We start from the raw sequence: 24,404 nt of genomic DNA on the forward strand, positions 1-24,404 counted from the left end.
GAAGGCCGCTTCTGTTTGTAGTAGCTGGTAGGTATGCTAACGATATCCGCCGCAAGATTTGCTCGGGTGAGAGCAAATCCGGAAGTCTAGCGGCGCATGGCTTTTTCGATTTCGTCCCACATCGGGGCCGGAATCATTTCCAGCTTGTTGAACTCGCCGGCACCATTGAGCCATTCGCCCCCATCAATAGTCACTACTTCCCCGTTGACGTAGGCGGAGAAATCGGACACCAGATACGCGGCCAGGTTAGCCAGCTCCTGGTATTCGCCCACGCGCTTGAGCGGCACGGAAGCGGCCGGGTCGAGCTTGGCGGCCAAAGGAGCCGGAAACAGGCGGCTCCAAGCCCCTTCCGTAGGGAATGGACCGGGCGCAATGGCGTTGGAACGAATACCATATTTGGCCCATTCCACGGCCAGGGAGCGGGTCATGGCCAGCACGCCGGCTTTGGCCGCCGCCGAGGGCACCACGTAGGCCGAGCCCACGGAGGCATACGTAGTGACGATATTGAGGATGGTACCGGGCTTTTTGTCGGCAATCCAGCGCTTGCCGAAGGCCAGCGTGCAGTTGTAGGAGCCGCGCAGCACAATGTCCACGATAACGTCGAAGGCTTTGTGCGAGAGGCGTTCGGTGGGGCTGATAAAGTTGCCGGCCGCGTTGTTGAGCAGCACATCTACGCCGCCAAATTCGTCGATGGTGCGCTGCAGCATGTTCTCCACTTCGTCGTACTTGCGCACGTCGCACTGCACGGCCAGCACCTTACCGCCGGTTTGCTGCCGCAGCTCGTCGGCCGTTTTTTCCAGCACGTCCAGCTTGCGGCTGCTGATGGTGACGTTGGCCCCGAGCTGCAGGAAATACGTGGTCATGGCGCGGCCCAGGCCGGTTCCGCCGCCGGTCACGACGATTGTTTTGCCTTGGAGCGCGTTGTCGCGGAGCATGGGTTGGGTGTAGGCAGGCATAGAGAAGCAGGAAAAGAAAGGAGTGGTTGGATAGCTGCAAGAACGGGATTTGTTGGCGTTGCCCACATAAAAAACGAGAAGAAGGTTTTTTCACCACCTTTGGCTCCCATGACGGTTCCTCCTCTTTCTTCCCACCCCTCGGTTGCGGTGCTCGGCTGCGGCTGGCTAGGCTTGCCCCTGGCCCAGGCCCTGGTGCGGGCCGGTCATCCGGTAGCCGGCACCACCACCACGCCCAAGCAGTTGCTCACCCTCCGCGACGCGGGCATCACGCCGTATCTGCTGCGCCTGGGCCCCGATTTTAGCGCCACCGATGCCGACACGCTCCGCGCCTTGCTCACGGGCATCGATGTGCTGGTGCTCAATATTCCGCCCCGCACGGCGGGCACCGGAGGCTACCCAGCCTTGTTGCGGCCGGTGGGTAGCGCCGTGTTGGCGGCCGGCGTGCGGCACGTGCTGTTTGTGAGCTCTACGGGCGTGTATCCCGATGAGCCGCGCCGGATGAAGGAAGCCGATGCGGTGGCCTCGGCCGAGGCGACATCGGACTTACTGCGCGCTGAAGGCCAGTTTACTTCCTCGGCTGGCCACTGGCAAACGACCGTCGTGCGCCTGAGTGGGCTCATTGGCCCGGCCCGGCCGCCCGGCCGCTTTCTGGCGGGCCGCCGCGACCTTCCCAACGGTGATGCGCCGGTCAACCTGATTCATCTGCACGACTGCATCGGCTTGCTGACCAGCATTATCCGGCAGCAGGCCTGGGGGTATACCTTCAATGCCAGTGCCGCCCAGCACCTTTCGCGCCGGGAGTTTTACCCGGTAGCGGCTCAACATCTGGGGTTGGAGCCGCCGGTTTTTGTGGCCGAATCAACGGCGGGCAAAACCATCGACAGCACACTGGTGCGCCAGAAGCTGAATTACCAGTTCCAGCACGACGATTTGCTAGCGGCCCTGCCCCACTGCTGATCCGGCGGCCAAACCCGGCGGCAAGACCAGCGTTCTGTGCCGTATCTTTGCCCCGTGAATACCAATAAACCTACCGCAGTGGTGCTGGGCGGTGGCGCGGCCGGCTTTTTCGGGGCCATTGCCTGCGCCGAAGCCAACCCGAAGCTGCGCGTCTATCTGATTGAAAAAACGGGCAAGCTCCTCGGCAAAGTCCGGGTATCGGGCGGGGGCCGCTGCAACGTGACGCACGCCTGCTTCTCGGCCGCGCAGCTGGTGCAGCATTACCCGCGGGGCGGCAAAAAGCTCAAGGAGCCGTTTCAGCTTTTCGGGGCTCAGGACACCGTGCAGTGGTTTCGGCAGCGGGGCGTGGAGCTCAAAACGGAAGCTGATGGCCGCATGTTTCCCACCACCGATTCGTCCGAAACCATTGCGCACTGCCTGCTGGAAGCAGCCCGTCGCGCCGGCGTCCAGATTCTACTCAGCACCACGGCTGAGCGTATCGAGCCGCTGCCAGCCGGTGGATTCAGCGTACAGCTCACCGGCCAGCACGCCCAAACCCTGCACGCCCAGCGCCTGCTCATCGCCACCGGCGGCGTGCCCAAGTCGGAGGGCTACGACTGGCTCCGGACGCTGGGACATACCATTGCCGAGCCCGTGCCCTCCCTGTTCACCTTCAACGTGCCCGAGTCGCCGCTCAAAGAGCTTATGGGCGTGAGTGTACCCCACTCCCGCGTGGTGCTGGCTGGCGAAAAGCTGGACTACGAAGGCCCGCTGCTCATCACCCATTGGGGCGTGAGTGGGCCGGCCGTGCTCAAGCTGTCGGCCTGGGGAGCCCGCCGCTTACATGAGCTTCAGTATACCGGCACGGCGCTCGTCAACTGGATTCCGACGTATAGCGAAGACTCGCTGCGCACCTGGCTGCTGACCTTCCGGGCCGATAGCGGCCGTAAAGTAGTGCTGGTGAATGCCTTGTTTGGTTTGCCGCAACGCCTGTGGCGGGCGCTGGTCGAGCAGGCCGGCGTAGGCCCCGAAACGCGCTGGAACGAGCTGCCGGTGAAGCAGCAAAACCGCCTGATTGAGCTGCTGGTGCGTATGCCGCTGGCGGTGCGAGGCAAAACCACGTTCAAGGAAGAGTTCGTAACCTGCGGCGGCGTGGTGCTTGGTGAGGTCAATATGAAGACGCTGGAAAGCCGACTGCAGCCCGGTCTGCATTTTGCCGGCGAAGTACTCGACATCGACGGCATCACCGGCGGCTTCAACTTCCAGGCCGCCTGGACCACCGGCTTTCTGGCCGGGCAGGCTATGAGCACCGCTCCGCTACCGGCTTAGCCTGTTGCTGGCAAACCGGAGCCAGCGTGAATTTCACGGGAGCTGTCATAAGATTCACGCGACCAGCTATAAAAGTCATGACTGCTCCCGTGAATTGGATGCGGCCGGTCATAAAATTCATCCAACTGCTCGTCAATTTCACAGGACTGGGCGTGAAGTTCACGAGAAGTCGCATCCAATTCATGGGAGCGGTCATGACTTTTACTGCCGCTGGTTTGGATTTCAATACCACGCCTGTTGTGGGGGCATAAGTAGGCGCGGGGTGGGCACGCCCATAGCACGGTGGACCAGGTTACGGGTTCGTCCTACGCAACCCTAACCGTCCGCTGGGAGTAAAGAGAGGCACTAGTTCTTTCCTTCACCCCCAAACGACCACCGACCCTATGGAAGCCAAAGCCACCCAAGCCCTCGCCAACGAACTCATCGAAACTCTTAAGGATGGCCAGAAAGGCTACGCCGAGGCCATGACCGACGTGGAAGACGCGGACCTCAAAGAGACGTTCAAGAAATATGCGGCCCAGCGCTCCAGCTATATCACTGAACTGGAGGACCAGATGCACAAGCTCAACCTGCACCCCGACGAGGAAAGCTCCGTAACCGGCACTATTCACCGGGCCTTCATCAACCTGAAGAGCATCGTCACCAGCAAGGACCGCCACAGCATTCTGGCCGAGTGCGAGCGGGGCGAAGACTACGCCAAGAAAGCGTACCAAACTGCCCTCAAAGCCCAAGACCTACCCGCTGCCCTAAAGACCGTCATCGAAAAGCAGTACCAGGGCGTACAGCAGGGCCACGATGAAATCCGTACCCTGCGCGATGCGTCGGCCAAGAAGTAAATTCCTTTTGTCTACGGACATATGTAGCACATAAAAAAGGCCCGCTGGAAATTCCAGCGGGCCTTTTTTATGCTCGTTCAGTTCCGACTATTCGTCGAAATCCTGACGCGGACGTGGCGCTGGGCTGCTGCCTTCGCTACGGTTGCCGCCGCGGAAGCCGCCGCTTTCGCCATCGCGCTTGCCTTTGTAGCCGCCACCGTAGCTGCTGCCGCCTTCGCGGTTGCCGCCTTTGTAGCCACCACCGTAGGAGCTACCGCCGCCTTCACGGTTACCACCTTTGTAGCCACCGCCGTAGCTGCTGCCGCCTTCACGGTTGCCGCCTTTGTAGCCGCCGCCGTAGCTGCTGCCACCCGAGCGGTTGCCGCCAAAGCCACCTTCGCGACGCTCACCACCGAACGAACCCGGACCCCGACGAGCGGGACGATTGTCGTCGGCACCGCCGAAGCCGCCTGGGCCGCGGGTGTTGCCTTCCTGCTGCGCATCACCTTCCTGGCGGGGCGTAGCAATATTGAACGACACCGGACGGCCCTGAATCGAAGAGCGGCCTAGCTTGGTGGTAATTTCCTCGGCAAACTCCGAAGGCACTTCCACAAAGCTGAACTTGTCGTAGAGGGCAATATCACCAACTTTGCTGCCAGTCAGGGCAGTGTTTTCGGCAATCAGGTCCACGATGTCGCGCGGATGCACCCGGTCTTTTTTGCCCATCGTAACAAAAAGGCGCGTGAAGCCGGGGCGCACGGCGCCTTGCTGGCGGCCGGCTTCGAGGCTTTTCTCGGCCTGCTTGTCTTCTTTCATCGTCATGCGGAGCAGAGCAGCGGCCACGTCCAACGACGTGATATCCTCTTCCTGATCCAGCAAACGCTGCACGCGGGTTACGTATTTCTCCAGCTTACCCTTCTCAATGATGTCCTTGATCTGAGCCAGGAACAGCGTGGTTTTCACTTCCGACACATCTTCGAAGGACGGAATCCGCTCCTGCTTGATATTGGCTTTGGTGAAGCGCATAATGTCGCGCAGCTTGTAGATGTCGCGGCCACTCACGAAGGTAAAGGCCTTGCCCAGCTTGCCGGCGCGGCCCGTGCGGCCAATGCGGTGTACGTAGTACTCTTCGTCAGCTGGCAGGTCGTAGTTTACGACGGCTTCCACGTTCTCCACATCGATGCCGCGGGCGGCTACGTCGGTGGCGACCAGGATTTCGAGCGTGCCCTTACGGAACTTGTCGAGGGTATTCTGACGCTGCTGCTGGCCCATGTCGCCATGCAAGCCGTCGGCGAAGTAGCCGCGAGCCTGCAATTCAGCTACGCATTCGTCTACCATACGCTTCGTATTACAGAATACGATGGTCGACTTGAGGTTATACATGTCGATGATGCGGGACAGCACGTCCTTTTTCATCGGGTTGCGCACCTCGTAGTACATCTGCTCGATGTTCGTAACGGTCAGCTCCTGGTGGTTGACTTTTACGATCTGCGGATTTTTCTGGTACTTCTTGGTGAGCTCCATGATCGGCTTGCTCATCGTGGCCGAGAAGAATACCGTCTGGCGCTCCTCGGGCATCTTGCTCAGCACAATCTCGATGTCCTCGCGGAAGCCCATGTCGAGCATTTCGTCGGCTTCGTCGAGGATAATCTTGGTGGCTTTATCCAGCTTCAGCGTACCACGCTCCAGGTGGTCCATCACGCGGCCGGGCGTACCGATTACGATCTGCACACCGCGCTCCAGAGCCTGGAACTGCCGGTCGTAGCTCTGCCCACCGTAGATTGGCACAACGGCCAAACCACGCTTATACTTGCCCAGCTTCTGGATTTCGCCCGAAACCTGCACCGCCAACTCACGCGTAGGGCACAGAATGAGTACCTGTACGGCGCGGCTGTCGGTGTCGACACCTTCGATGGCGGGAATGCCGAACGCGGCGGTTTTGCCGGTACCCGTCTGGGCCTGACCGATAACGTCCTGACCAGCCATGAGGACTGGAATAGCGGCGGTTTGGATAGGAGATGCTTCCTCGTAGCCGAGGTCCGAAATGGCGCGCATCATCTCTTCCGAGAGATTCAGCTCTTCAAATTTTACTTTTTCCATGACTTTGTTTGATGGAATGGGAGACACTAGCTCTGAAAACAGCTTATTCAGCGACGTTCCTCTCCCACTCAACAACAACGACAAGCGACGGAAGCAACGGACGGAAGACGAAGGCGGCCAGCCTATTAGATTACTGCAGCCTATGCTGCGCGGAACATGGCCGTTCTCAATGCGGCTGCAAAGGTACGGCTTTTCCGCTATAAAAGATAGGGGACTGGTGTTCTAGTGCTGAAATACTCAAAATAGGCCGGGCCGTTCTGAGCTAGCGAAAGGTCACCAACGAGTAGTAGTCTATCACTGGTTCCGGGCTGCCAACCGCTGGCACTGGGTAAACGCAAAGAAGCTCGCACTGCTGCGAGCTTCTTTGTTTCATCCGAAGACGAAAGGTCAAACTAAACCAACGATACCTTTACGGCATTGAGGCCTTTTTTGCCCTGTGCAACGTCGAATTGCACTTTGTCATTTTCGCGAATCTCGTCCACCAAGTCACTTACGTGTACGAAGATGTCCTGACCTGATTCGTCGGATTTAATGAAACCAAAGCCCTTGGTGTCATTGAAGAATTTTACTGTTCCTGTCTGCATGTTGGTAAAATATGAATGTCATTTAAGTCAAGAGGCCAGAAAATTTGCTGGGCTCTTGGTAGAGCGTACAGCAGATATAAATGAAGCACTTTTTCTTAAACTTGTCCAAAGTTACGCATTTACGGCGAATGAGTTGGCATTATTCCGCTTTTACCTGCTTGCTCTTTTGAGGCCTCTCCTACTAAACCAGCTTTTCCAGGCTCTAAAGCCCTATTTTCCTCATGACTTTCGAAGAAATTTTTACGCAGCTCCAGGTTTTAGGCACCGAGCAAACCCGCAAATCCTACCTCCGGCACGGCAGCGGCCCCAACGTTTTCGGGGCGAGCTTCGCCACTTATGGGGTCCTGAAGAAGCAGTTTGTGGGGCGGGGCAAAGACAAGACACTGGCGCACGGCATGGCCCGGCAGCTCTGGCACACCCAGAACATCGACGCCCAATCCCTGGCTACGATGATTGCCGACCCGCAGCAGCTTACCGAAGCGGAGGCCGAAGTCTGGGCGCGGGATATTCAGTACTATGCCCTAGCCGATTTGCTGGCCGCGCTGGTAGCCCAAACGTCCTTTGCTCAGGCCAAAGTGGCGCAGTGGACAATGGCCCCCGCCGAAATGCTCCAACGGGTGGGCTACTCGCTGGTAAGTCGGCTGGCATTGGCTGCGTCCCTGCTGCCCGATGCTTTTTTCGAAGACCAGATCGTGCAGATGGAACGCGCCATTCAGACTGCTCCCAACCGGGCGAAGGAAGCCATCAACACGGCTTTCATAAGTATCGGGAGCCGGTCGGAGATGCTACGGGCGCTGGTGGAGCAAGCGGCAGCCCGCCTCGGCGACATCGTTATCGACCACGGCGACACGAGCTGCCAGACGTTTGCTATTCGGGAATACCTGGGGCGGGTGTGGGCACGCAAGGCGAAACCGGGCGCAACAACGCAAGCGGCGTAGTACCGACGTTACGTTTGCCGCAAAGCTTCCGCTGCCGAAACCTATAGGACTGTCGTGCCTGATCCGGCGTCAAGAGGCAGAAGCAGCTCGGCCGCTACGGTATCTGATTCCAGTGGCACGCGGGATACTTCGGCTCCGCGCTGCCACGCCCAGCATGACGTTCCGATACTAATCTTCTTTATACAGTAAGAGTGGGTTTGGGAATGGTCCTACTTGATCTGTCGTCCGCTTGTCGAAGCATCTCTACCACGCTGTTGAGTGGTTGCTACGAAGTGGGAGGGATGCTTCGACTCCGCTCAACATGGCGCAAACAGCGTTTTCACCACTTCCCAAACACGCTCTACTCCTCCTTCGTGTCTGAACATACGCCTTCCTTCCGCTTTTCTCGCCTCCTTCAGGTGGTAGAGACTGATATCGACGAGCTGAACCACGTGAACAATGTGCAGTACGTACAGTATGTACAGGATACGGCGGCGGCGCACTGGCACGCGGCATTTCCGGTGGGCGAACGGGAGCCTTATATATGGGTGGTGCTGGAACACCGGGTACGCTACCACAAGCCCGCGTTTCTGGGCGAGAAACTACGCTGCACCACTTGGGTGGGCACCGTGCGTGGGGCCCAGTCGCAGCGCTTCGTGCGCATCGAGCGGGCCGCCGATGACGTGCTGCTCTGCGAGGCCGAAACCCAGTGGGTGCTACTCGACCCGTCTACGCAGCGCCCGAAGCGGGTGACGCCGGAGGTGGAGCAACGGCTGCGGGTGGCGGTGTAGACAGACGTCCGAATCAGACTAATCCTCTGTCTTTGTTCCGCCAAGCTTTTGTAACGCTTCCGATACCATTCCAATCAGTACAGGCTCTGTTGAGCAAACACCAGCAAAAATCCATACTAATTTCCGGCCTTCAAATTCCATTTTAAACAAATCAATAGAACAGTAGCGCTTTATCGTCATCGAATTAATAAAAGAACTATTTGGGTAGGAGAGCATATAAGAAAAGTCTTCAATTTCACTAGTTTCCAAAATATCACCAGCATCAGTGTTATGCAGATAATTACTAATTGCCAGCATAATCTACACGTTATGAGTTCGTAAAATTTCAATCAGCACTTTTCTCAAGCTAGGAAATTGGTCATTAAACTCGAACGCAATCCTCATTAAGCCTATCATAAAGTTTGTTAACAGGTTAAATCATTCGTAATTAAACCCCCTATTACTCCAGCCTCTTTGTTGACGGTTTTCCTTCACTCAGACACCGCTCAATGGCGTTATTCCAAAAACTAATCATCCCGCTATCTGCCGACGCAGTAATTCTGCTGCCTAATATTTGGCTATCTATATGGCCCTCTGCATCAAACTCTATTGGCTGTGATGCGCTGATAATATCACTAACATCAAATATACTTCCTGTTAACTCGTAGTACTCTTCTAAAAAATACCACATTACCCAGAAGGCATCTTCTGAAGAAAGATTCACTTTTTTTGAGTTGTTCCATTTCGTTTGAAACGACACTCGACAAGGTGTATTTATCATAAGCCACAACATCAAAAATCTTCGACGTCCCGGTTTCGAACCACCTCTTATAAATAAGCCGGACATTCATATATAAATACAAATCTTTGCCATTATTATCATTAAGAGCCTGTTAAAAATTAGGCGTGGCCTATGTTTTCGATACTCCAAAAACGCCGTTCTGGGCAATTTCACGCCTTCCGCCCTGTGCTGGCCCAACAACAGGTATGTCGTTTTTGGCTTGTTTCGAGGTCAGATGTATTAGCCCCGCCTAATTTTTAACAGGCTCTTAATACAAGGCAACCATTTCTTTTCCGTTAGGCAATCTACCTAAAGCGGCCGGTTTAGCCCTACTTATCGATTATCTTGCACCCCGCTTTTCCCTCCCGCAATGCCTGCCACGTTCCGCATCTACTCCTCTTCTGCCGGCTCCGGCAAAACCTACCAGCTGACCAAGGAATACCTGAAACTGGCCCTGGGCTCCGAGGACCCGAGCTACTTCAAGAGCATCCTGGCTATTACCTTCACCAACGACGCGGCGGGTGAGATGAAAGAGCGCATTATCGGTGCGTTGCGGCGCTTTGCCTATCCCACCGAAGCCAACCAGGACGACACGCTGCTGCGCGACATTGCCCGGGAACTGGCCGACGAAGGGCTGCTGCCGCGCCACGCCGAAACGCCTGAGGAACAACAGCAGGAGCTGCGGCGGCGGGCGGCGGCTACGTTTCGGCTGGTGCTGTATCACTATGCCGACTTTGGCGTCAGTACCATCGACTCGTTTGTGCAGCGCATCGTGCAGGCTTTCACGCGGGAGCTGGGCTTACCGGCCACGTTTGAGGTGGAGCTGGACGGCGACGCGGTGCTGCAAAGCGCGGTAGCCCTGCTGCTGGACCGTGTGAACCGCGACCCGAATGCGGCGCTGCTCTCCCGTTCGCTGGCCGACTACGCCCTGAGCAAGGCCGACGAGGGCCGCAGCTGGAATAACCTGGCCGACGAGCTGGTGCAGTTCGGGCGCTTCCTGCTGAGCGAGCCGGTGCACGAGGCCGTGACGCAGCTCCAGAAAATGTCGTTGCAGGACTACCGCCGCCTGCACGAAACGCTGCGCAAGCGCAAGGAAGTCATTGAAAGCAAGTTTCAGCTGGTGGCGTTGCAGGCCATTGTGGCGCTGGAAACGGCCGGGGTGACGGAAGCGGATTTGTACCAGGGCAAAAACGGTATTATCGGCTATTTCACGAAGTGGGAAGAGCGCCTGCTGCCCGACAAGGAAGCCAACAGCTACGTGCGCGCCACCGTGGAGCAGGACAAGTGGTACAGTGGCAAGGTGAAAACGGCGGCCGACAAACAGCGCGTAGACGCCGTGAAAGAGGCTGTAACCACGTATTACCAAGAGCTGGAAAACCTGCGCGCCACTCTCCTCTCCGACTATATTTTGGTGAATGGAATGCTGCCGTACCTGTTTCATGTGTCGCTGCTGAGCGAGCTGAGCAAGGCCGTGGACCAGCTCAGTCGGGAGCGGGGCGTGGTGCTTATTGCCGAATTTAACCGTCGTATTGCCAGCATTGTGCTGCGCGAGCCGGTGCCGTTCTTGTATGAGCGCATGGGCGAGCGGTATTTGCACCTGCTCATCGACGAGTTTCAGGATACCTCGGTGCTGCAGTGGAACAACCTGCTGCCGCTGGTGGAAAACGCCGTATCGACCGGCAATCTGTCATTGGCCGTGGGCGACGCCAAGCAGGCCATCTACCGCTGGCGCGGCGGCGAGATGGAGCAGATTCTGCGGCTGCACCAGAACCAGACCGAGCACCTGTATGGCCGCGTGGCCGATGAGGAGCTGCGCGGGCTGTTGCAGGATCGGTATCTCACGCTCGATCAGGCCCTGCAGCCGGAGCAGCTGACTATCAACTACCGGTCGGCCCCGGAGATTATCAGCTTCAACAACGACTTTTTTGGGGAGGTGAGCCGCACGCACCCGCAGCTGCCGCTGGTGCAGGCTATTTATGACGAGCATTTTGGGCAGCAAACACCCGGTGGGGAGGCCGGCCACGTCGAGCTGCTCTTCACCGAGGACGACGCCCCGGCCCGCCGCTACGACCCCACGACCGGCGCCTACACCGCCGAAACCCTCCCCGGCGTGGGCCCGGAGGAAGTATTCGACTACGAAGCCAGCACGCTCTACCTCACCTTGCAGCTTGTGGAGCAGGCCGTGCAGGATGGGTTCCGGCTGCAGGATATTGCCGTGCTCTGCCGTCGTCGTAACAGCAGCCGCCAGGTCGCCAAGTTTCTGAAGGAGCGCGGCTACGCCATTATTTCCGCCGATTCGCTGTCGTTGGAATTTGCCGAGGTGGTGAATCTGCTGGTGGCTTTGTTTCGGGTGCTCAACCAGCCTGCCGACACGCTGGCGCGGGCCGAGACCCTGCTCTTGGTCGACAAGGTGGTGCGGCAGCTGGCCCCTACCCCGGCGCGGGCGCGCCACATTGCCACGCTGGCCAACGCGGAAAAGGCCCAGGCAATGTTTGACGAGCTACGGGCCCTGGGCTACGACGTGCGCGAGCAGGAGACCGGCAACCTGGGCCTCTACGAGCTAACCGAGCGGCTGATTGGCACCTTCGAGCTGCTGGGGCGCAACGAGGAAAGCGAGTACCTGTTTCGCTTCCTGGACCTCACCCTGGAGTACAGCCTGCGCTTCGGCAACAACCTCAACAACTTCCTGACATACTGGGAGCAGAAGAAAAGCGCGCTCAGCATCAACGCCCCGGCCGGCCGCGACGCCATTACCATTACCACGGTGCACAAAGCCAAGGGCCTGGCCTACGGCGTGGTCATCGTGCCCTTCGCCGACTGGAGCCTGACACCCTACCGCGGCACGCTGCTCTGGGGCCAGCTGCCCGCCGATGCCAAGCCCGTGCCCGAAATGCCGCCGATAGCCGTGGTGAGTCAGACACAGGCGCTGCTGCGCACCCCGCTGGCCCGGCAATACACCGAGGAGCTGGAGAAGACCTTTCTCGAGGGCCTGAATATGCTCTACGTGGCCTTTACCCGGCCGCGCCACCGCTTATACGTACTAAGCCGCCGGCCCAAGCCGACCAAAGTCGCCAAGGAAACAGAGCTAAGCGAAGCCACCGAGCCCGCCAAAACCGTGGCCGAGCTGCTGCACCGCTACTTGCTGGCAACCGGGCACTGGAACGACGAGCAGACGGCCTACATCCTGGCCGACAGCCACCACGCGGTGCCGCCGCTCAAAACCCAGCAGGCCACGACGCAGCCCTATTTGCTCACGAACCTGACCAGCACGCCCTGGGAAGAGCGCCTGCGCCTGCGCCGCCACGCCAATACGGTGTTCGATTTCGATGATCAGCAGGTGCAGCGCGAGTGGAACCGCAAGCTGCACTACGCCCTGCGCCGCACCGAAGTGGCCGCCGATGTGGAGCGCGTGGCCACCCAGCTGGTAGCCGAGGGCCTGGTCAGCAGCAAGGAGAAAGGAACGCTGGTGAGCTTGCTGCGCCGCACGGTCGAGAACCCGCAGCTGGCTCACTATTTCAGCCCGGCCGTGGCGGTAGAAACCGAGCGGGAAATTCTGGTGGGCGGCACCCGCCGGCAGGACTACAAGCCCGACCGGATCGTGTTTGAGCCCGCCGTGGGCCCCGTGCCCGGCCGCGTCACGGTTCTCGACTTCCGGATTCCGCCCCCCGAGCCCCAGCACCGCCGCACGTTGCAGCAGTACGCGGGCCTGTTCCGGCAGCTGGGGTATACGGATGTGCAGTGCGTGCTCTATTACTTTGACACGGAGGAGGTAATCGTGTTTTAGCCGTCGCTACCGCGAAGCTGCTTTTTACCTTTTGCTCACAAAGCGTATAGCGCGCCAGGGCTATGTAGGACCATAGAAAAAGGCGACTTTTAGGTTTGTCGGCCGCCTAAGCTGGTGCCGACAAACCTAAAAGCCGCCTTAGCAATAGCCTACTGCGGGCTGGCTACTTAGCGGGCTTAGCGAAACCGTCTTTCGTAGCGCGCTCCGTTACGATGGCCATACGCTTTTCCGTATCGGGATGCGAAGAAAACAGCTGGGCTCCTTTCGACGCTTTGGCCTGGCCCGCATCTTCCGACAGCTTCTGGAGCTTGCCAAAAGCTGAGGCCATGTACCACGGATTAACTTTCTGGCCTTTCAGCAGCTCATAGCCGTAGCCATCGGCGCTGCTTTCCTGGGCCCGCGAAAAGGAAGCATTGGCCACAGCCTGCCCCAGGTCGCCGAGTTGCGAGTCGCTCAGGGCGGCTCCGGCCCCACCCTGCGACGATACGCCTTCCTTGAGGGCCGAACTGAGCAGCGCCGTGCGGAAAGCATCGCGGGAATCTTTGTGCTTGACGTGGCCGATTTCGTGGCCGATAACCCCCAGCACTTCCTGGTCGGTCATCAGATCCAGCAGGCCCGCAAATACCCGCACGCTGCCGTCGGCACAGGCAAAGGCATTGACGTCTTTCACCAGATACACTTTGTAGTTCATACTCATGCCATCGTAGGTACCCAGGGTGGCTACCAGCTTCTGCAGGCGCTTGGCCAGCGGGTGGGTAGCAGGTGCCACGGAGTTGTTGGCATCCATCCAGGCCACGTATTCCTGGGTGTGCTGAATTACTTCTTCGTCGCTGAGCGTAATGGCCTTGGCCGCTTTCAGCCCCGCCCCAATGGATTTGGTGTTGAGCTTTAGCTGGGCTTGAGCACCGGAAAAGGAGGCAGCTACGAGGCAAACGGCTAGGGTGAGGAATTGCTTTTTCATTGAAAAGCAAAGGATTGTATTAGAAAAGAAATATACAGAAATGGAAACGGGCGCGAAGTAGGGCAATATTTTTGAAGTATCCAGCCTGTGGTGCAACCCGCCGGCCAAAGCCGGTACTTTTGCAAGGCCCAATTTGTAGTCGTTTATGTCTCAGTTGCCCCCCGTTCCCGACAAACGCCAGGCCGCTCTCGGCTTCATCTTTATTACGCTGTTGCTGGACGTTATCGGCTTTGGCATCATCATTCCGGTGCTGCCCAAGCTCATTACCCAGCTCATCGGCGGCACGTTGAGTGAGGCCGCCAAGTACGCCGGCTGGATGATGTTTGCCTTTGCCAGCATGCAGTTTCTGTTTTCGCCGGTGCTGGGCAACCTCTCCGACCAGTACGGCCGCCGGCCGGTGCTGCTCACGGCGCTCTTCGGCTTCGGCCTCGATTACCTGTTTCTGGCCTTCGCGCCCACCATCGGCTGGCTGTTCGTGGGCCGTATTATTGCCGGCATCACCGGGGCCAGCTTCACGACGGCCGCCGCTTACATTGCCGATATCAGTACGCCCGAAAAGCGGGCCCAGAACTTCGGTATGATCGGGGCCGCCTTTGGGCTGGGCTTCATCATTGGGCCGGTAATCGGGGGCACGCTGGGGCAGTTTGGGCCGCGCGTGCCGTTTTTGGCCGCCGCCGGCCTGACGCTGCTCAACTGGCTCTACGGCTACTTTGTGCTGCCCGAGTCGCTCGAAAAAGCTCACCGCCGCAAGTTCGACTGGCGCCGGGCCAACGCGCTGGGCTCGTTGCGGCAGCTGCAGAAATACCCCGTGATTCTGGGGCTGGTGTCGTCGCTGGTGTTCGTCTACATCGCGGCGCACGCCACGCAGGGCACCTGGTCGTATTATACCATGTATAAATTCGGCTGGAACGAGGCCTGGGTGGGCTATTCGCTCGGCGCGGTGGGCTTGCTGACGGCGCTGGTGCAGGGCGTGCTCATTCGCTACCTCAACCCCAGGCTCGGGGCCAAGCGCTCGGTTTTTCTGGGGCTGACACTGTATTCGGTGGGCTTCACGCTGTTCGCCTTCGCTCCTACGGGGTGGGCCATGTTCGTTTTTCTGGTGCCTTACTGCCTGGGTGGCATTGCGGTGCCGGCCCTGCAGGGCATTATGTCGGGGCAGGTGCCGGCCAACGAGCAGGGCGAGCTGCAAGGCGCGCTGACGAGCCTCGTGAGCCTGACCTCCATCGTGGGGCCGCCGCTGATGACCAACCTGTTTGCCTTTTTCACCGGCCCTAGGGCCCCGGTGCACTTCCCCGGCGCCGCTTTTCTAACGGGCGCGGTCCTCACCGTTATCAGCACGCTGCTGGCCATGAAGTCGTTACGCCACTACGTAGCGCCCGTGGTGCCCGTGGCAGTGCCCGAGGAAGTGGCCGTAGGGCATTAACTCTTGCGCTGAGCTGTTGCAGGCTTTTTTGATTTGTGAAAACACCTTCGCCTCGGCGACAACGTGGCCTACCGGTTCAGAAATTCCTTTACCCTGGGATGCGTGAGCAGCTTGTACAGCATCAACAAGGAGCCTACGACTTTGAGCGTCATACCGACGATAAGCAGCTCACTGGCTCCTTCCCAGTGCGAGATTTTGAACAGCGCACCCACAAAATCGGCGCATAGCCCCAGAACCAATAGGATAAGTGCATGCTTCGCTTTCATAGAATAATAAAGCAAACCGATAAGTAGTCAGGCTAGAGGCAATATTGGGGCTTTTTTGTCAGCCAGCCACCACACCAGCCTCATTCATTTCAGAAAAGATGAGCTATTGAAATCTAGTGGGGCCGCTAGCTGGCGCGTGGGTCACAAATGCCCGCTCCCGGCCGTAGCGTCCCGCTTTCACTCTGCCGGGAAGCCGCCGTTTTTCATACAAACCTCAAATTTGGGCTGTAACTTTAGGTCTTCTTAGCCGCTCGTATGTCTATTATCGCCTCTACCCTACCCATCACAACCACCGATTCCTTCCTCTCCCAAGCCGCCCGCGACTTAATCACGCGCTTTCCGGGCGCGGAGCTGTCGGATTTGGTCGTGGTGGTGCCCACGCGGCGGGCGGTGGTGTATCTGAAAAATGAGCTGAGCCTGGCCACTGAAGCCGGCTCGGCGGTGTGGAGCCCGCGCGTGGCGGCCATGGAAGACTACATGGTGGAACTGTCGGGGGTGCAGGTCGAAGAGCCCATTGCCCTGCAGCTGCTGCTCTTCGACATCCTGCGCGACATTGACCCCAAGCTCGATTTCGACCAGTTCGTGGGCTGGTCGGGGCTGCTGGTGCAGGATTTTTCCAACCTCGACCAGAACCTGGCCTCGCCGGCCAAAGTCTTCGAGTACCTCACCCAAGCCAAAGCCCTGGAGCGCTGGGAGCTGGCCGCCACGCCCCCCGAAATCAGTACCACGGCGGCCTACTTCCGCTTCTGGGACGACCTGGAAAAAGTGTACTGGCGTCTGCGCAAGCGCATGGAGCAGACGCACCTGGCATATCCTGGCCTGGCTTACCGCCTGGCCGTGAACAAGGTGCAGAACCGCCTGGAGCACGACCAGGTGCTGCCCTACCACGTTTTTTTGGGCCTGGGCTCCCTTTCCCGGGCCGAGCAGCGGCTGATTCAGTTGCTGCTGAAGGAAAACCGCGCCGAGGTGCGCTTCGACGGCGACGCGTTTTACCTCGAAACCGACTCGCCCAACCGCGCCGGCCAGCACCTGCGCCAGTACCGCAAAAACTGGGAGCTGCCGGCCGAAGCCTTCGGCGACACCGGTACCGGCCTGCCCAATCTGCTGCGGACGCTGGAGCGCGAAATTCAGTTTGTGGGCGTGGCCAATGCCAGCATGCAGGGCAAAGTAGCGGGCCAGCTGCTGGCCGCGTCGCGCCGCGAAAATCCGGCCGCCAAAGTGGCCATCGTGCTGCCCGACGAAACGCTGCTGCTGCCCGTGCTGCACGGGTTGCCGCCCGAGGCAGTGCCCGAATACAACGTGACGATGGGTCTGAGCTTCCAGAGCACGCCGTTGTTCAACCTCGTGGATCTGCTGTTCGAAGTGCACCTGACCGGCATTCGGGAGGGCAGCCCCGAAACCGGCTACGGCGTGCCGCGCTACCACCATCTGGCCGTCACGAAGCTGCTGGGCCACCCGTTTTTGCGCCGCTACCAGCAGTGGCTCGACAAGCAGCCCGAGACGCAGTACCACGGCCTGCTCGACAAAATCTGCCAGCAGATCGTGAAGCGCAACGCCGTGCTGCTGCCCGCCGCCGAGCTGCTCGACATCGGCCAGCAGCACCCGCTGGTGGAGGCCCTGTTTGCTACCTGGGACACCTGCGACGATATTATTGCGGCCTGCTACACGCTCATTGATCTACTCAAAAAGGCCTACCAGGATCAACATTCGGCCATCGAGGCGGAATATCTGTACCTGTTTTTCACCTTGGTGAAGCGTCTCGACTCGGTGTTCGACTGCCGGGAGCAGCGGCTGTCGGTGCGTTCGTTCCGGCGGTTTCTCTACGAGCAGATGACGCGTACTCGTCTGCCGTTCAGCGGTGAGCCCATTGCCGATGTGCAGGTGATGGGCTTGCTGGAAACCCGCGCCCTGGATTTCGACCACGTCATTATTCTGAGCTGCAACGAGCGGGTGCTGCCGGCGCCCAAAAACAACTCGTCGCTGTTTCCCTACGACGTGCTCACGCAGTTCAAGATGCCGACGTACGCCGACCACGAAGCGGCCACGGCGCACCAGTTTTGGCGGCTGCTGCAGCGCGCCCGCCGCGTAGACCTGCTGCACGTGCTGCCCGGCGGCGACGGAGCCCGCACCGGCGAGCGAAGCCGGTTTCTGCTCCAGATTGAGAATGATCTGTTGCCGCAAAGCCCCAACCTGACCCTGCGCACCCTCACGGCCAGCGTGCTGGACGACGCGCCCGACACGGCCCGGCGCGAGTACGGCGGGGATTTGGTGCTCGAAAAAGACCCCGAAATGCTGGCCGCCCTGCGTGGCGTGCTGGAGCGCGGCCTTTCGCCCTCGGCCCTGAATCAGTACCTGAACTGCTCGCTCCAATTCTATTTCGCCCGCATTGCCAAGTTTCAGGAGGCCGACGAGGTGGAGGAAAAGCTGGGGGCCGACAGCTTCGGCACGGTGGTACACGAAACCCTGGAAACACTCTTCACGCCGTTTGTGGAGGCCCAGAAGGCCATAACCGCCGAGGATATTCCGGTGCTGGTGCGCCTGATTCCGCAGGAGCTGGAGCGGGCCCTGCGCCACGAGCAGGACGAGCGCCACGCCCGCCCCGACGAGGGCCTGAACCATGTGCTGGGCCAGGTAGCGGCCCAGCTGGTGCGCCGCTACCTGGAAGGCCTGCTCGAAACGCCCGGCGCATTGCCCCTGCGCGTGGTAGCGCTGGAAAAGATTCTCGACTCGAAAGTGCCGGTGCAGCTGGCCACGGGTGAAACGCTGGACATGATTGTCTTCGGCTACACCGACCGCCTCGACGAGCTGCCCGACGGCCGCCTGCGCGTGGTGGACTACAAAACCGGCCTGGTGCAGCCCTACGACCTGAAGCTGCAAAAGCGCGGCGACGATGCCGCCGCCGCCACCCAGCGCCTGCTCTCCGACGTGACGTCCTCGGCCGATAAAGTGCGGCAGCTCTGGCTCTACCGCTTCATGCTGGAACGAGCTGGTCGCCCCGCCGCCGATGCCGCCATCATTTCCCTGCGCAACCTCAGTGCCGGCCCCATGACGGCCGAAATGGGCTTTCTGACCGAAGACGGCTCCTCGTTCGTGGCCAAAGGCGAAGCGCTGCTGGCCCAGTTCGCCCAGAAAATAATGAACCCCGCCGAGCCCATCCGCAAGACCGACGACCTGGAGCGGTGCCAGTACTGTCCCTACCGGGGCATTTGCGCGCGGTAGCTTTTTGACCGCTGTTGTATCGTCTCTCATCCTGAGCAGAGCGAAGGACCTTCCTCTGCTCAGGATGAGAGACGATACAACAGACGAAGTCAGCCAGCAGGTTAGCTCCGGTAGGAATACTACTTTTGCCTGCGTCACCTCTCTACTTTCTCACAAAAAAGAAATATCATGGACGAATTTATGCAGGCCGCCATCGACGAGGCGCGCCAGGGCCGTCAGGAAGGCGGTATTCCAATTGGCTCGGTACTGGTGCGCGACGGCAAAATCGTGGCCCGTGGGCGCAACAAGCGTGTGCAGGAAGACAACCCGATTAAGCACGGCGAAATGGACTGCCTCTTCAACGCCGGCCGTCAGCACAGCTACCGCGACACCGTGATTTATACCACCCTGATGCCCTGCTACATGTGTGCCGGCACCATCGTGCAGTTCAAGATTCCGAAGGTGATGGTGGGCGAGTCGCGCACGTTTGGCGAGTCGCGGGCCTTTCTGGAAAGCCACGGCGTGGAAGTCGTCGACCTGAATCTGGACGAGTGCGTGCAGATGATGGCCGAGTTTATCGAAGCCGAGCCCACGCTCTGGAACGAGGATATTATGGAGCTGTAAGCACTAACCTACGCTGCCTAGTCGGCCCACTCCGGCCCGCCACATCATTATGTGGACCGGAGTGGACCGCTTCTGTTCCCGGCAGACACTACCTTTGCCGTATGACCGATGCCACGCCGCTTTCCGCCTCCAAAAAATGCCCGCATTGTGGGTTTTGGTCACCGTGGCAGCAGCAGTCGGACGATGCCTGCCAGCGGTGCGGCCAGCTACTGGACCCCGTGCGCAACCGCAGTGAGCAGGCCCGGGAAAAGGAGGCCCAGGCACCGCTGCCCCAGTTCCTGCTGATTGAGCTTAAGCCCGAAGATGGCCCGATAACGCGGTTTTTCAAGCACATTGCGCGGGGCGGACAGCTGGCTTTCGCCGCCACGGTTTCATTTATCCTGTGGGTAATCACGCTATTGGTAGGCTAAGAACAAGCGTGCCGCGCGAGTTTCGCCGCCCGGCATTCTGGCTGCCGCTGCTCACGTATCTGCTGTATCAGCTGAACGCCCGCTTCGGCCACTGGCCGCTGCCGCCGCTGCTCACGGCCTACCTCTCCGATTTGCTGGCCCTGCCCGTTATTCTGACCGTGGCCGTGGTGGTGCAACGGCGCTGGGTGCAGCGCAACCCGCTCTTTAGGCTTCCCGATTCCTGGCTGGTGGGGGCTTGGCTGTACGTTTCTCTGTGGTTTGAGCTGGCGTTGCCCCTGCTTTCTGCTCGGCACACCGCCGACTTGCTCGATGTAGCGGCCTATGGCCTGGGAACCCTGTTTTTCCGATGGTGCCTGAACCGCCCGGCTTGAGGTGCTGCGAACCTTGCCTTGCGGGTGGCTCGTACAAGCTGGCTTGGGTCTTTCCTGGTAGTTGCCGGGCCGGACCAGCTAAACCTAACCCCGGAGTATGTTGACCGATCTGCAGCGCGTTCTGAATACCTACTGGCAACAATTCCTGTATATCTCGCCCAAGCTGCTGATTGCCGTTGTGGTGCTGCTGCTGGCTCTGTTGATTGCCAAGCGACTTAGCAGCCTGCTCGGCGGCAAGCTGCGGGCCAAATCGCACGACCCGCTGATGGCCGACTTTCTGACCCGCTTCAGCAAGTGGGCCCTGATTCTGGCCGGCGTAGTGCTGGCCATGGAAGTCGTGGGGCTCTACACGATGGTGGGCGGCCTGCTGGCTGGGGCGGGCTTGTCGGCCTTTATTGTGGGTTTTGCCCTGAAGGATATTGCCGAAAACTTCCTGGCCGGCGTCGTCCTGGCCTTCAACCGCCCTTTCCGCATTCATGATACGGTGCAGATCAAGGACCTGATTGGCAAGGTGGAAGACCTCAGCTTGCGCACGACACTGATCAAAACCTTCGACGGCAAGCATATCTTTCTGCCCAATGCCATGGTGCTGCGCGAGCCGCTCATCAACTATACCCGCGACGGCTACATCCGGCAGGATTTCCTGACTACGGTCGAATTGGGCCCCGATGGCAACTCCCAGCACGCCGCCGACCTGCTGCTGCACTACGTACGGGCCAACCAACACGTGGAGTCGGGAGAGCCGCACACGCCCTATGTTATTCTGGAGAAAGCCGGTGCGACTACCGCCGATCTGCGCACGTATTTCTGGACCTATTCCGAGGACTACCGCCGGGGCACGCTGGAGTTGAAAAGTGAGCTGATGCGGGGCGTCAAAGACCGGCTGTCCGAGCAGAGCTACAGCGTACAAACCGTAGCGCAATAGTTTTTTTCGGGATATTCGGCCCGTCAATACCTGTTTTTTACTATCATGCGTTGAGGTAGAATAGCCGTGCTACGGCCCGCTGGCCCCGGTTAGTTTCTGTTTCCTGTCTAATGCCCAAAACCCTCCTTCACCGAACACTTAGTCCCTTGTTGCTCTGGCGACTACGCCACGTCAACGACCGGGTCTACCTAATTCTGGTGAGCGTGCTGGTGGGCGGCCTGGCCGGACTGGCGGCCGTACTGCTCAAGACCTCGGTACAAAACGCGCAGGAGCTGCTGTATGCGTGGGTGCCCGAGCAGAACCGGGTTTTTGCCCTGTTTCTCTACCCTATTATTGGTATTGGCCTCACGGTGCTTTTCACGCGCTACGCGCTGAACGGAGCCTTGAGCCGGGGCATTGGGCCTATTATCTACAACATTGCCCGGCAGGGCAGCATTGTGCCGCGCAGCAAGCTGTATTCGCAGCTCATCACGTCCTTTCTGACGGTGACCTTCGGCGGCTCCGCTGGTCTGGAGGCTCCGATTTCGGTAACCGGCTCGGCGCTGGGCTCCAACCTCGGCCGGATTCTGCGCGTCGGTCGGCGCGAGCGGCGGCTGCTGGTGGGCTGCGGCGCGGCAGCGGGCGTGGCCGCTATTTTCAACAGTCCCATTGCCGGGGTGCTGTTTGCGGTGGAGGTCATTTTGTCGGAGCTGTCGGCTCCTTTTTTTATTCCGCTGCTCATCTCCTCGGCTACGGCCACGGTGGTGTCCAAGTCGCTGTATGCGGGCCAGCCGTTCGTGCTCATTACCAATAGCTGGCCGGTGCAGGCCATTCCGTTCTACATCGTGCTGGGTCTGCTCACGGCCTTTTTGTCGGTGTACATGATTCGCATCTACTTCCTGGCCGACCAATACTTTGAGCGGCAAAAAGGCACTTTTCGCAAGGTGCTGCTGGGCGGCCTGGCCCTGGGAATCATGGTATTTCTGTTTCCGCCGCTGTATGGCGAAGGCTACAACGTAGTGCAGCTGCTGCTCAGTGGCCACCCCGAGCGCCTCACCGATGCCTCGCTGTTTTCGGTGTACCGCGACGAAAACGTGTGGACCCTGCTGCTGGTGGCGGCGGCCAGTATGCTGCTCAAAGTATTCGCGACCTGTATTACGGTGGGCTCGGGCGGCAATGGCGGTATGTTCGGCTCGTCGCTGTTTGCCGGCGCGCTGGTGGGCTTCATTGCTGGCCGTCTCATTAACCTCAGCGGCCTTTATCCGATTTCGGAGGTGCATTTCATCGTGCTGGGTATGGCCGGCACGCTGGCCGGCGTGATTCACGCCCCGCTTACGGCCATCTTTTTGATTGCCGAAATCACCGGCGGCTACGCCCTGTTTGTGCCCCTGATGGTGGTCTGCTCCAGCTCTTACCTCATCACCAAGTACTTCGAGCCCTACTCCGTGTACACCCGCAAGCTCGTGACCCGGGGCGTATACATGCACGCCGACCGCGACCGGAGCCTACTGGCCCAACTCGACCCCATGTCGATGCTGAACACCGATTTCGTGGCCGTGCTGCCCGATAGCACACTGGGCGAGCTGGTTACGGTATTTCGCCACGCCACGCGCAACCTGTTTCCGGTCGTCGATGCCGGGGGCCGGCTGGTAGGCATCGTCACGCTGGACACGGTGCGCGACGCCCTTTTCGACGACGAGCACTACAACACCACCCGCGTGCGTGACCTGATGACGCCACCGCCCGCCGTAGTCAACCCCGACGACACTATGCTCGACATTCTGCGGTGCATGGAGCAGCTGAATGCCTGGGCGCTGCCCGTTATCAGCAACGGCCGCTACGTGGGCTTCGTGCTCAAGGCGGCTATTCTGGCCAGCTACCGGCGCCAACTGCTGAAGGAAACGGATTAGTGGAACACCCTTGTGCAGGGCCGTTTTCCTGTATGCTTCGTGCTTACCAGATGTCGTGCTTACTGCTACGCTGCGTCCGCAAAAACCAGTGCCGTACCTTGCAGCCTGATGGCAACTGAACGTATGGGGTCCTTTATTGCCGTGGTGGGCGGCGGCCCGGCGGGCCTGCTGGCTGCGCAGCACCTAGCCGAAGCCGGCCACCAGGTAGTCGTGTACGACGCGCAGCCGACGGTGGGGCGCAAGTTTCTGGTGGCGGGCCACGGCGGCTTCAACCTGACCAACGCCGAGCCTCTCCCCGATTTTGAACAGCGCTACGGCTCCCGCCAAGCCAGCTTTCAGCGCTACCTACGGCACTTTTCGCCCCACGACCTGCGCCACTGGCTGCACACGCTGGGCATCGAAACCTTCGTGGGTACCAGCGGCCGCATATTTCCGACGGCCGCCCACAAGCCCGCGCAGGTGCTGCGCGCCTGGCTGAGCCGCCTGGAAGCGCTGGGCGTAGGCATTCGGGTGCGGCACCGCTGGCTGGGATTCACGCCCGACAATGGCTTACGGCTGCGCGACGATGCGACGGGACAAGAGCTGGTAGTGCACCCGCAGGCCACCATTCTGGCGCTGGGCGGATCCAGCTGGACCAAAACCGGCTCCGATGGCCAGTGGACCACCGCCCTGACCACCAGCGGGGTGCGCTGCGTGCCCTTCGAGCCAGCCAACTGTGGAGCAGAAGTGACGTGGTCGGCTTTTTTCCGGGACAAAGTGGGCCGCGTGCCGCTCAAGAACATTGCCCTGACCTGCGGCCTCCACACCGTGCGGGGTGAGCTGATGCTGACCGATTACGGGCTCGAAGGCACACCGGTATACGCCCTTACTCCCGCCTTGCGGGCCGCCCTGGCCACTGAAGCGCCGGCCGTGCTGCTGTTGAACCTGAAGCCTGACCTCTCGGCTGCTCACCTGCTGGAGAAGCTGCGCCAACCGCGCAACGGCAAGTCCCTGGCCGTTTATCTGGACAAAACGCTCCGCCTGGGTGCGCCCGTGCCCACGCTGCTGCGGGAGCTAGGGCCCGCCACGGCCGGTGACTCGCCCGGAACGCTGGCCGCGCTGTTGCAGCGGCTGCCCATTCCGGTGCGGGGACTGCGGCCGTTGGACGAAGCCATTTCCACGGCGGGCGGCGTAGCCTGGGACGAGCTGGATGAGAACCTGATGCTGGCGCGCCGGCCGGGAGTTTTCGTGGCGGGTGAGATGCTGGACTGGGAGGCTCCTACCGGCGGCTACCTGCTGCAGGGCTGCCTGAGCACCGGGGCCTGGGCTGCGCACGGCGCGCACCAGTGGCTGGCACGCTAAGCCCACGTTATTCATTTGTTCAGG

General features: G+C 59.8%; 21 protein-coding genes. 14 read left to right on the forward strand and 7 right to left on the reverse strand.

What is annotated here, in order from left to right; genetic code table 11:
• Positions 1–86: 86 nt before the first annotated feature.
• Entirely contained in the window at positions 87–956 is an 870-nt protein-coding gene (locus tag E5J99_RS09770; protein ID WP_135497542.1) for an SDR family oxidoreductase, read from the reverse strand.
• Positions 957–1,064: 108 nt separating this feature from the next.
• On the opposite strand from E5J99_RS09770, the gene E5J99_RS09775 reads away from it, so the two are divergent.
• The 3 genes from E5J99_RS09775 to E5J99_RS09785 all read left to right on the forward strand — a co-directional run bounded on the left by E5J99_RS09775 (position 1,065) and on the right by E5J99_RS09785 (position 4,057).
• The gene (locus E5J99_RS09775) at positions 1,065–1,913 is read left to right on the forward strand and encodes an NAD(P)H-binding protein (protein ID WP_135497543.1); all 849 of its coding nucleotides are present in this window, start codon (positions 1,065–1,067) and stop codon (positions 1,911–1,913) included.
• 54 nt (positions 1,914–1,967) lie between these two features.
• Entirely contained in the window at positions 1,968–3,221 is a 1,254-nt protein-coding gene (locus tag E5J99_RS09780; protein WP_245318862.1) for a BaiN/RdsA family NAD(P)/FAD-dependent oxidoreductase, read from the forward strand.
• A 383-nt stretch (positions 3,222–3,604) separates the two neighbouring features.
• The gene (locus E5J99_RS09785; RefSeq protein ID WP_135497544.1) at positions 3,605–4,057 is read left to right on the forward strand and encodes a PA2169 family four-helix-bundle protein; all 453 of its coding nucleotides are present in this window, start codon (positions 3,605–3,607) and stop codon (positions 4,055–4,057) included.
• Positions 4,058–4,144: 87 nt separating this feature from the next.
• On the opposite strand, the gene E5J99_RS09790 is transcribed toward E5J99_RS09785, so the two are convergent.
• Both E5J99_RS09790 and E5J99_RS09795 read right to left on the reverse strand, forming a co-directional pair.
• Positions 4,145–6,136: a DEAD/DEAH box helicase gene (locus tag E5J99_RS09790; protein WP_135497545.1), complete on the reverse strand. Its 1,992-nt coding sequence runs from the start codon at positions 6,134–6,136 to the stop codon at positions 4,145–4,147.
• 392 nt (positions 6,137–6,528) lie between these two features.
• Complete coding sequence (locus tag E5J99_RS09795) at positions 6,529–6,720, reverse strand: cold-shock protein (RefSeq protein WP_135497546.1); 192 nt, start codon at positions 6,718–6,720, stop codon at positions 6,529–6,531.
• 221 nt (positions 6,721–6,941) lie between these two features.
• On the opposite strand from E5J99_RS09795, the gene E5J99_RS09800 reads away from it, so the two are divergent.
• Together E5J99_RS09800 and E5J99_RS09805 are read left to right on the forward strand one after the other, a co-directional pair.
• Positions 6,942–7,658 carry a DNA alkylation repair protein gene (locus E5J99_RS09800; protein ID WP_135497547.1) on the forward strand — a complete coding sequence of 239 codons (717 nt, stop codon included), beginning with the start codon at positions 6,942–6,944 and terminating at the stop codon, positions 7,656–7,658.
• A 353-nt stretch (positions 7,659–8,011) separates the two neighbouring features.
• The gene (locus E5J99_RS09805; RefSeq protein WP_167852059.1) at positions 8,012–8,428 is read left to right on the forward strand and encodes an acyl-CoA thioesterase; all 417 of its coding nucleotides are present in this window, start codon (positions 8,012–8,014) and stop codon (positions 8,426–8,428) included.
• An 18-nt stretch (positions 8,429–8,446) separates the two neighbouring features.
• Here the strand turns inward: E5J99_RS09805 and E5J99_RS09810 are convergent, their stop codons facing one another.
• Together E5J99_RS09810 and E5J99_RS21235 are read right to left on the reverse strand one after the other, a co-directional pair.
• Complete coding sequence (locus tag E5J99_RS09810; RefSeq protein WP_135497549.1) at positions 8,447–8,725, reverse strand: hypothetical protein; 279 nt, start codon at positions 8,723–8,725, stop codon at positions 8,447–8,449.
• Between the two features lie 142 nt (positions 8,726–8,867).
• Positions 8,868–9,131 (reverse strand): hypothetical protein, encoded by a 264-nt coding sequence (locus E5J99_RS21235; RefSeq protein WP_167852060.1) that lies wholly within the window; start codon positions 9,129–9,131, stop codon positions 8,868–8,870.
• Between the two features lie 427 nt (positions 9,132–9,558).
• On the opposite strand from E5J99_RS21235, the gene E5J99_RS09820 reads away from it, so the two are divergent.
• The gene (locus tag E5J99_RS09820) at positions 9,559–12,972 is read left to right on the forward strand and encodes a UvrD-helicase domain-containing protein (RefSeq protein WP_135497551.1); all 3,414 of its coding nucleotides are present in this window, start codon (positions 9,559–9,561) and stop codon (positions 12,970–12,972) included.
• Between the two features lie 163 nt (positions 12,973–13,135).
• On the opposite strand, the gene E5J99_RS09825 is transcribed toward E5J99_RS09820, so the two are convergent.
• Positions 13,136–13,933 (reverse strand): M48 family metallopeptidase, encoded by a 798-nt coding sequence (locus E5J99_RS09825; RefSeq protein ID WP_135497552.1) that lies wholly within the window; start codon positions 13,931–13,933, stop codon positions 13,136–13,138.
• A 145-nt stretch (positions 13,934–14,078) separates the two neighbouring features.
• On the opposite strand from E5J99_RS09825, the gene E5J99_RS09830 reads away from it, so the two are divergent.
• Positions 14,079–15,356 carry a TCR/Tet family MFS transporter gene (locus E5J99_RS09830; protein WP_135497553.1) on the forward strand — a complete coding sequence of 426 codons (1,278 nt, stop codon included), beginning with the start codon at positions 14,079–14,081 and terminating at the stop codon, positions 15,354–15,356.
• A 68-nt stretch (positions 15,357–15,424) separates the two neighbouring features.
• On the opposite strand, the gene E5J99_RS09835 is transcribed toward E5J99_RS09830, so the two are convergent.
• Positions 15,425–15,622 (reverse strand): GldL-related protein, encoded by a 198-nt coding sequence (locus tag E5J99_RS09835; RefSeq protein WP_135497554.1) that lies wholly within the window; start codon positions 15,620–15,622, stop codon positions 15,425–15,427.
• A 255-nt stretch (positions 15,623–15,877) separates the two neighbouring features.
• Here E5J99_RS09835 and E5J99_RS09840 point away from each other — a divergent pair, with 255 nt between their 5' ends.
• The 7 genes from E5J99_RS09840 (at position 15,878) to E5J99_RS09870 (ending at position 24,380) form a co-directional block, all read left to right on the forward strand.
• Positions 15,878–18,841 carry a PD-(D/E)XK nuclease family protein gene (locus E5J99_RS09840; protein ID WP_135497555.1) on the forward strand — a complete coding sequence of 988 codons (2,964 nt, stop codon included), beginning with the start codon at positions 15,878–15,880 and terminating at the stop codon, positions 18,839–18,841.
• A gap of 168 nt (positions 18,842–19,009) precedes the next feature.
• Positions 19,010–19,444: a nucleoside deaminase gene (locus E5J99_RS09845; protein WP_135497556.1), complete on the forward strand. Its 435-nt coding sequence runs from the start codon at positions 19,010–19,012 to the stop codon at positions 19,442–19,444.
• A 101-nt stretch (positions 19,445–19,545) separates the two neighbouring features.
• Positions 19,546–19,854, forward strand: a complete 309-nt coding sequence (locus E5J99_RS09850) for a hypothetical protein (protein ID WP_135497557.1) — start codon at positions 19,546–19,548, stop codon at positions 19,852–19,854.
• Entirely contained in the window at positions 19,827–20,225 is a 399-nt protein-coding gene (locus tag E5J99_RS09855; RefSeq protein WP_167852061.1) for a magnesium citrate secondary transporter, read from the forward strand. The genes E5J99_RS09850 and E5J99_RS09855 overlap by 28 nt, the downstream gene beginning before the upstream one ends.
• A gap of 97 nt (positions 20,226–20,322) precedes the next feature.
• Positions 20,323–21,150, forward strand: a complete 828-nt coding sequence (locus E5J99_RS09860) for a mechanosensitive ion channel family protein (protein ID WP_135497559.1) — start codon at positions 20,323–20,325, stop codon at positions 21,148–21,150.
• Positions 21,151–21,260: 110 nt separating this feature from the next.
• On the forward strand, positions 21,261–23,039 hold the full coding sequence (locus E5J99_RS09865) for a chloride channel protein (RefSeq protein WP_135497560.1): 1,779 nt from the start codon (positions 21,261–21,263) through the stop codon (positions 23,037–23,039).
• A 108-nt stretch (positions 23,040–23,147) separates the two neighbouring features.
• A complete protein-coding gene (locus E5J99_RS09870; protein ID WP_135497561.1) occupies positions 23,148–24,380 on the forward strand; it encodes a BaiN/RdsA family NAD(P)/FAD-dependent oxidoreductase in 1,233 nt (410 codons plus the stop codon).
• Positions 24,381–24,404: the final 24 nt, after the last annotated feature.

Source organism: Hymenobacter elongatus (assembly GCF_004745955.1).
Lineage (GTDB): Bacteria > Bacteroidota > Bacteroidia > Cytophagales > Hymenobacteraceae > Hymenobacter > Hymenobacter elongatus.

Coding starts and splice junctions, on each gene's coding strand:
- E5J99_RS09810 (WP_135497549.1), bottom strand. CDS start 8,725: ATGCTGGCAATTAGTAATTATCTGCATAACACTGATGCTGGTGATATT.
- E5J99_RS09840 (WP_135497555.1), top strand. CDS start 15,878: ATGTCTATTATCGCCTCTACCCTACCCATCACAACCACCGATTCCTTC.
- E5J99_RS09770 (WP_135497542.1), bottom strand. CDS start 956: ATGCCTGCCTACACCCAACCCATGCTCCGCGACAACGCGCTCCAAGGC.
- E5J99_RS09795 (WP_135497546.1), bottom strand. CDS start 6,720: ATGCAGACAGGAACAGTAAAATTCTTCAATGACACCAAGGGCTTTGGT.
- E5J99_RS09850 (WP_135497557.1), top strand. CDS start 19,546: ATGACCGATGCCACGCCGCTTTCCGCCTCCAAAAAATGCCCGCATTGT.
- E5J99_RS09820 (WP_135497551.1), top strand. CDS start 9,559: ATGCCTGCCACGTTCCGCATCTACTCCTCTTCTGCCGGCTCCGGCAAA.
- E5J99_RS09845 (WP_135497556.1), top strand. CDS start 19,010: ATGGACGAATTTATGCAGGCCGCCATCGACGAGGCGCGCCAGGGCCGT.
- E5J99_RS09790 (WP_135497545.1), bottom strand. CDS start 6,136: ATGGAAAAAGTAAAATTTGAAGAGCTGAATCTCTCGGAAGAGATGATG.
- E5J99_RS09835 (WP_135497554.1), bottom strand. CDS start 15,622: ATGAAAGCGAAGCATGCACTTATCCTATTGGTTCTGGGGCTATGCGCC.
- E5J99_RS09800 (WP_135497547.1), top strand. CDS start 6,942: ATGACTTTCGAAGAAATTTTTACGCAGCTCCAGGTTTTAGGCACCGAG.
- E5J99_RS09830 (WP_135497553.1), top strand. CDS start 14,079: ATGTCTCAGTTGCCCCCCGTTCCCGACAAACGCCAGGCCGCTCTCGGC.
- E5J99_RS09825 (WP_135497552.1), bottom strand. CDS start 13,933: ATGAAAAAGCAATTCCTCACCCTAGCCGTTTGCCTCGTAGCTGCCTCC.
- E5J99_RS09785 (WP_135497544.1), top strand. CDS start 3,605: ATGGAAGCCAAAGCCACCCAAGCCCTCGCCAACGAACTCATCGAAACT.
- E5J99_RS09865 (WP_135497560.1), top strand. CDS start 21,261: ATGCCCAAAACCCTCCTTCACCGAACACTTAGTCCCTTGTTGCTCTGG.
- E5J99_RS09775 (WP_135497543.1), top strand. CDS start 1,065: ATGACGGTTCCTCCTCTTTCTTCCCACCCCTCGGTTGCGGTGCTCGGC.
- E5J99_RS09860 (WP_135497559.1), top strand. CDS start 20,323: ATGTTGACCGATCTGCAGCGCGTTCTGAATACCTACTGGCAACAATTC.
- E5J99_RS09870 (WP_135497561.1), top strand. CDS start 23,148: ATGGCAACTGAACGTATGGGGTCCTTTATTGCCGTGGTGGGCGGCGGC.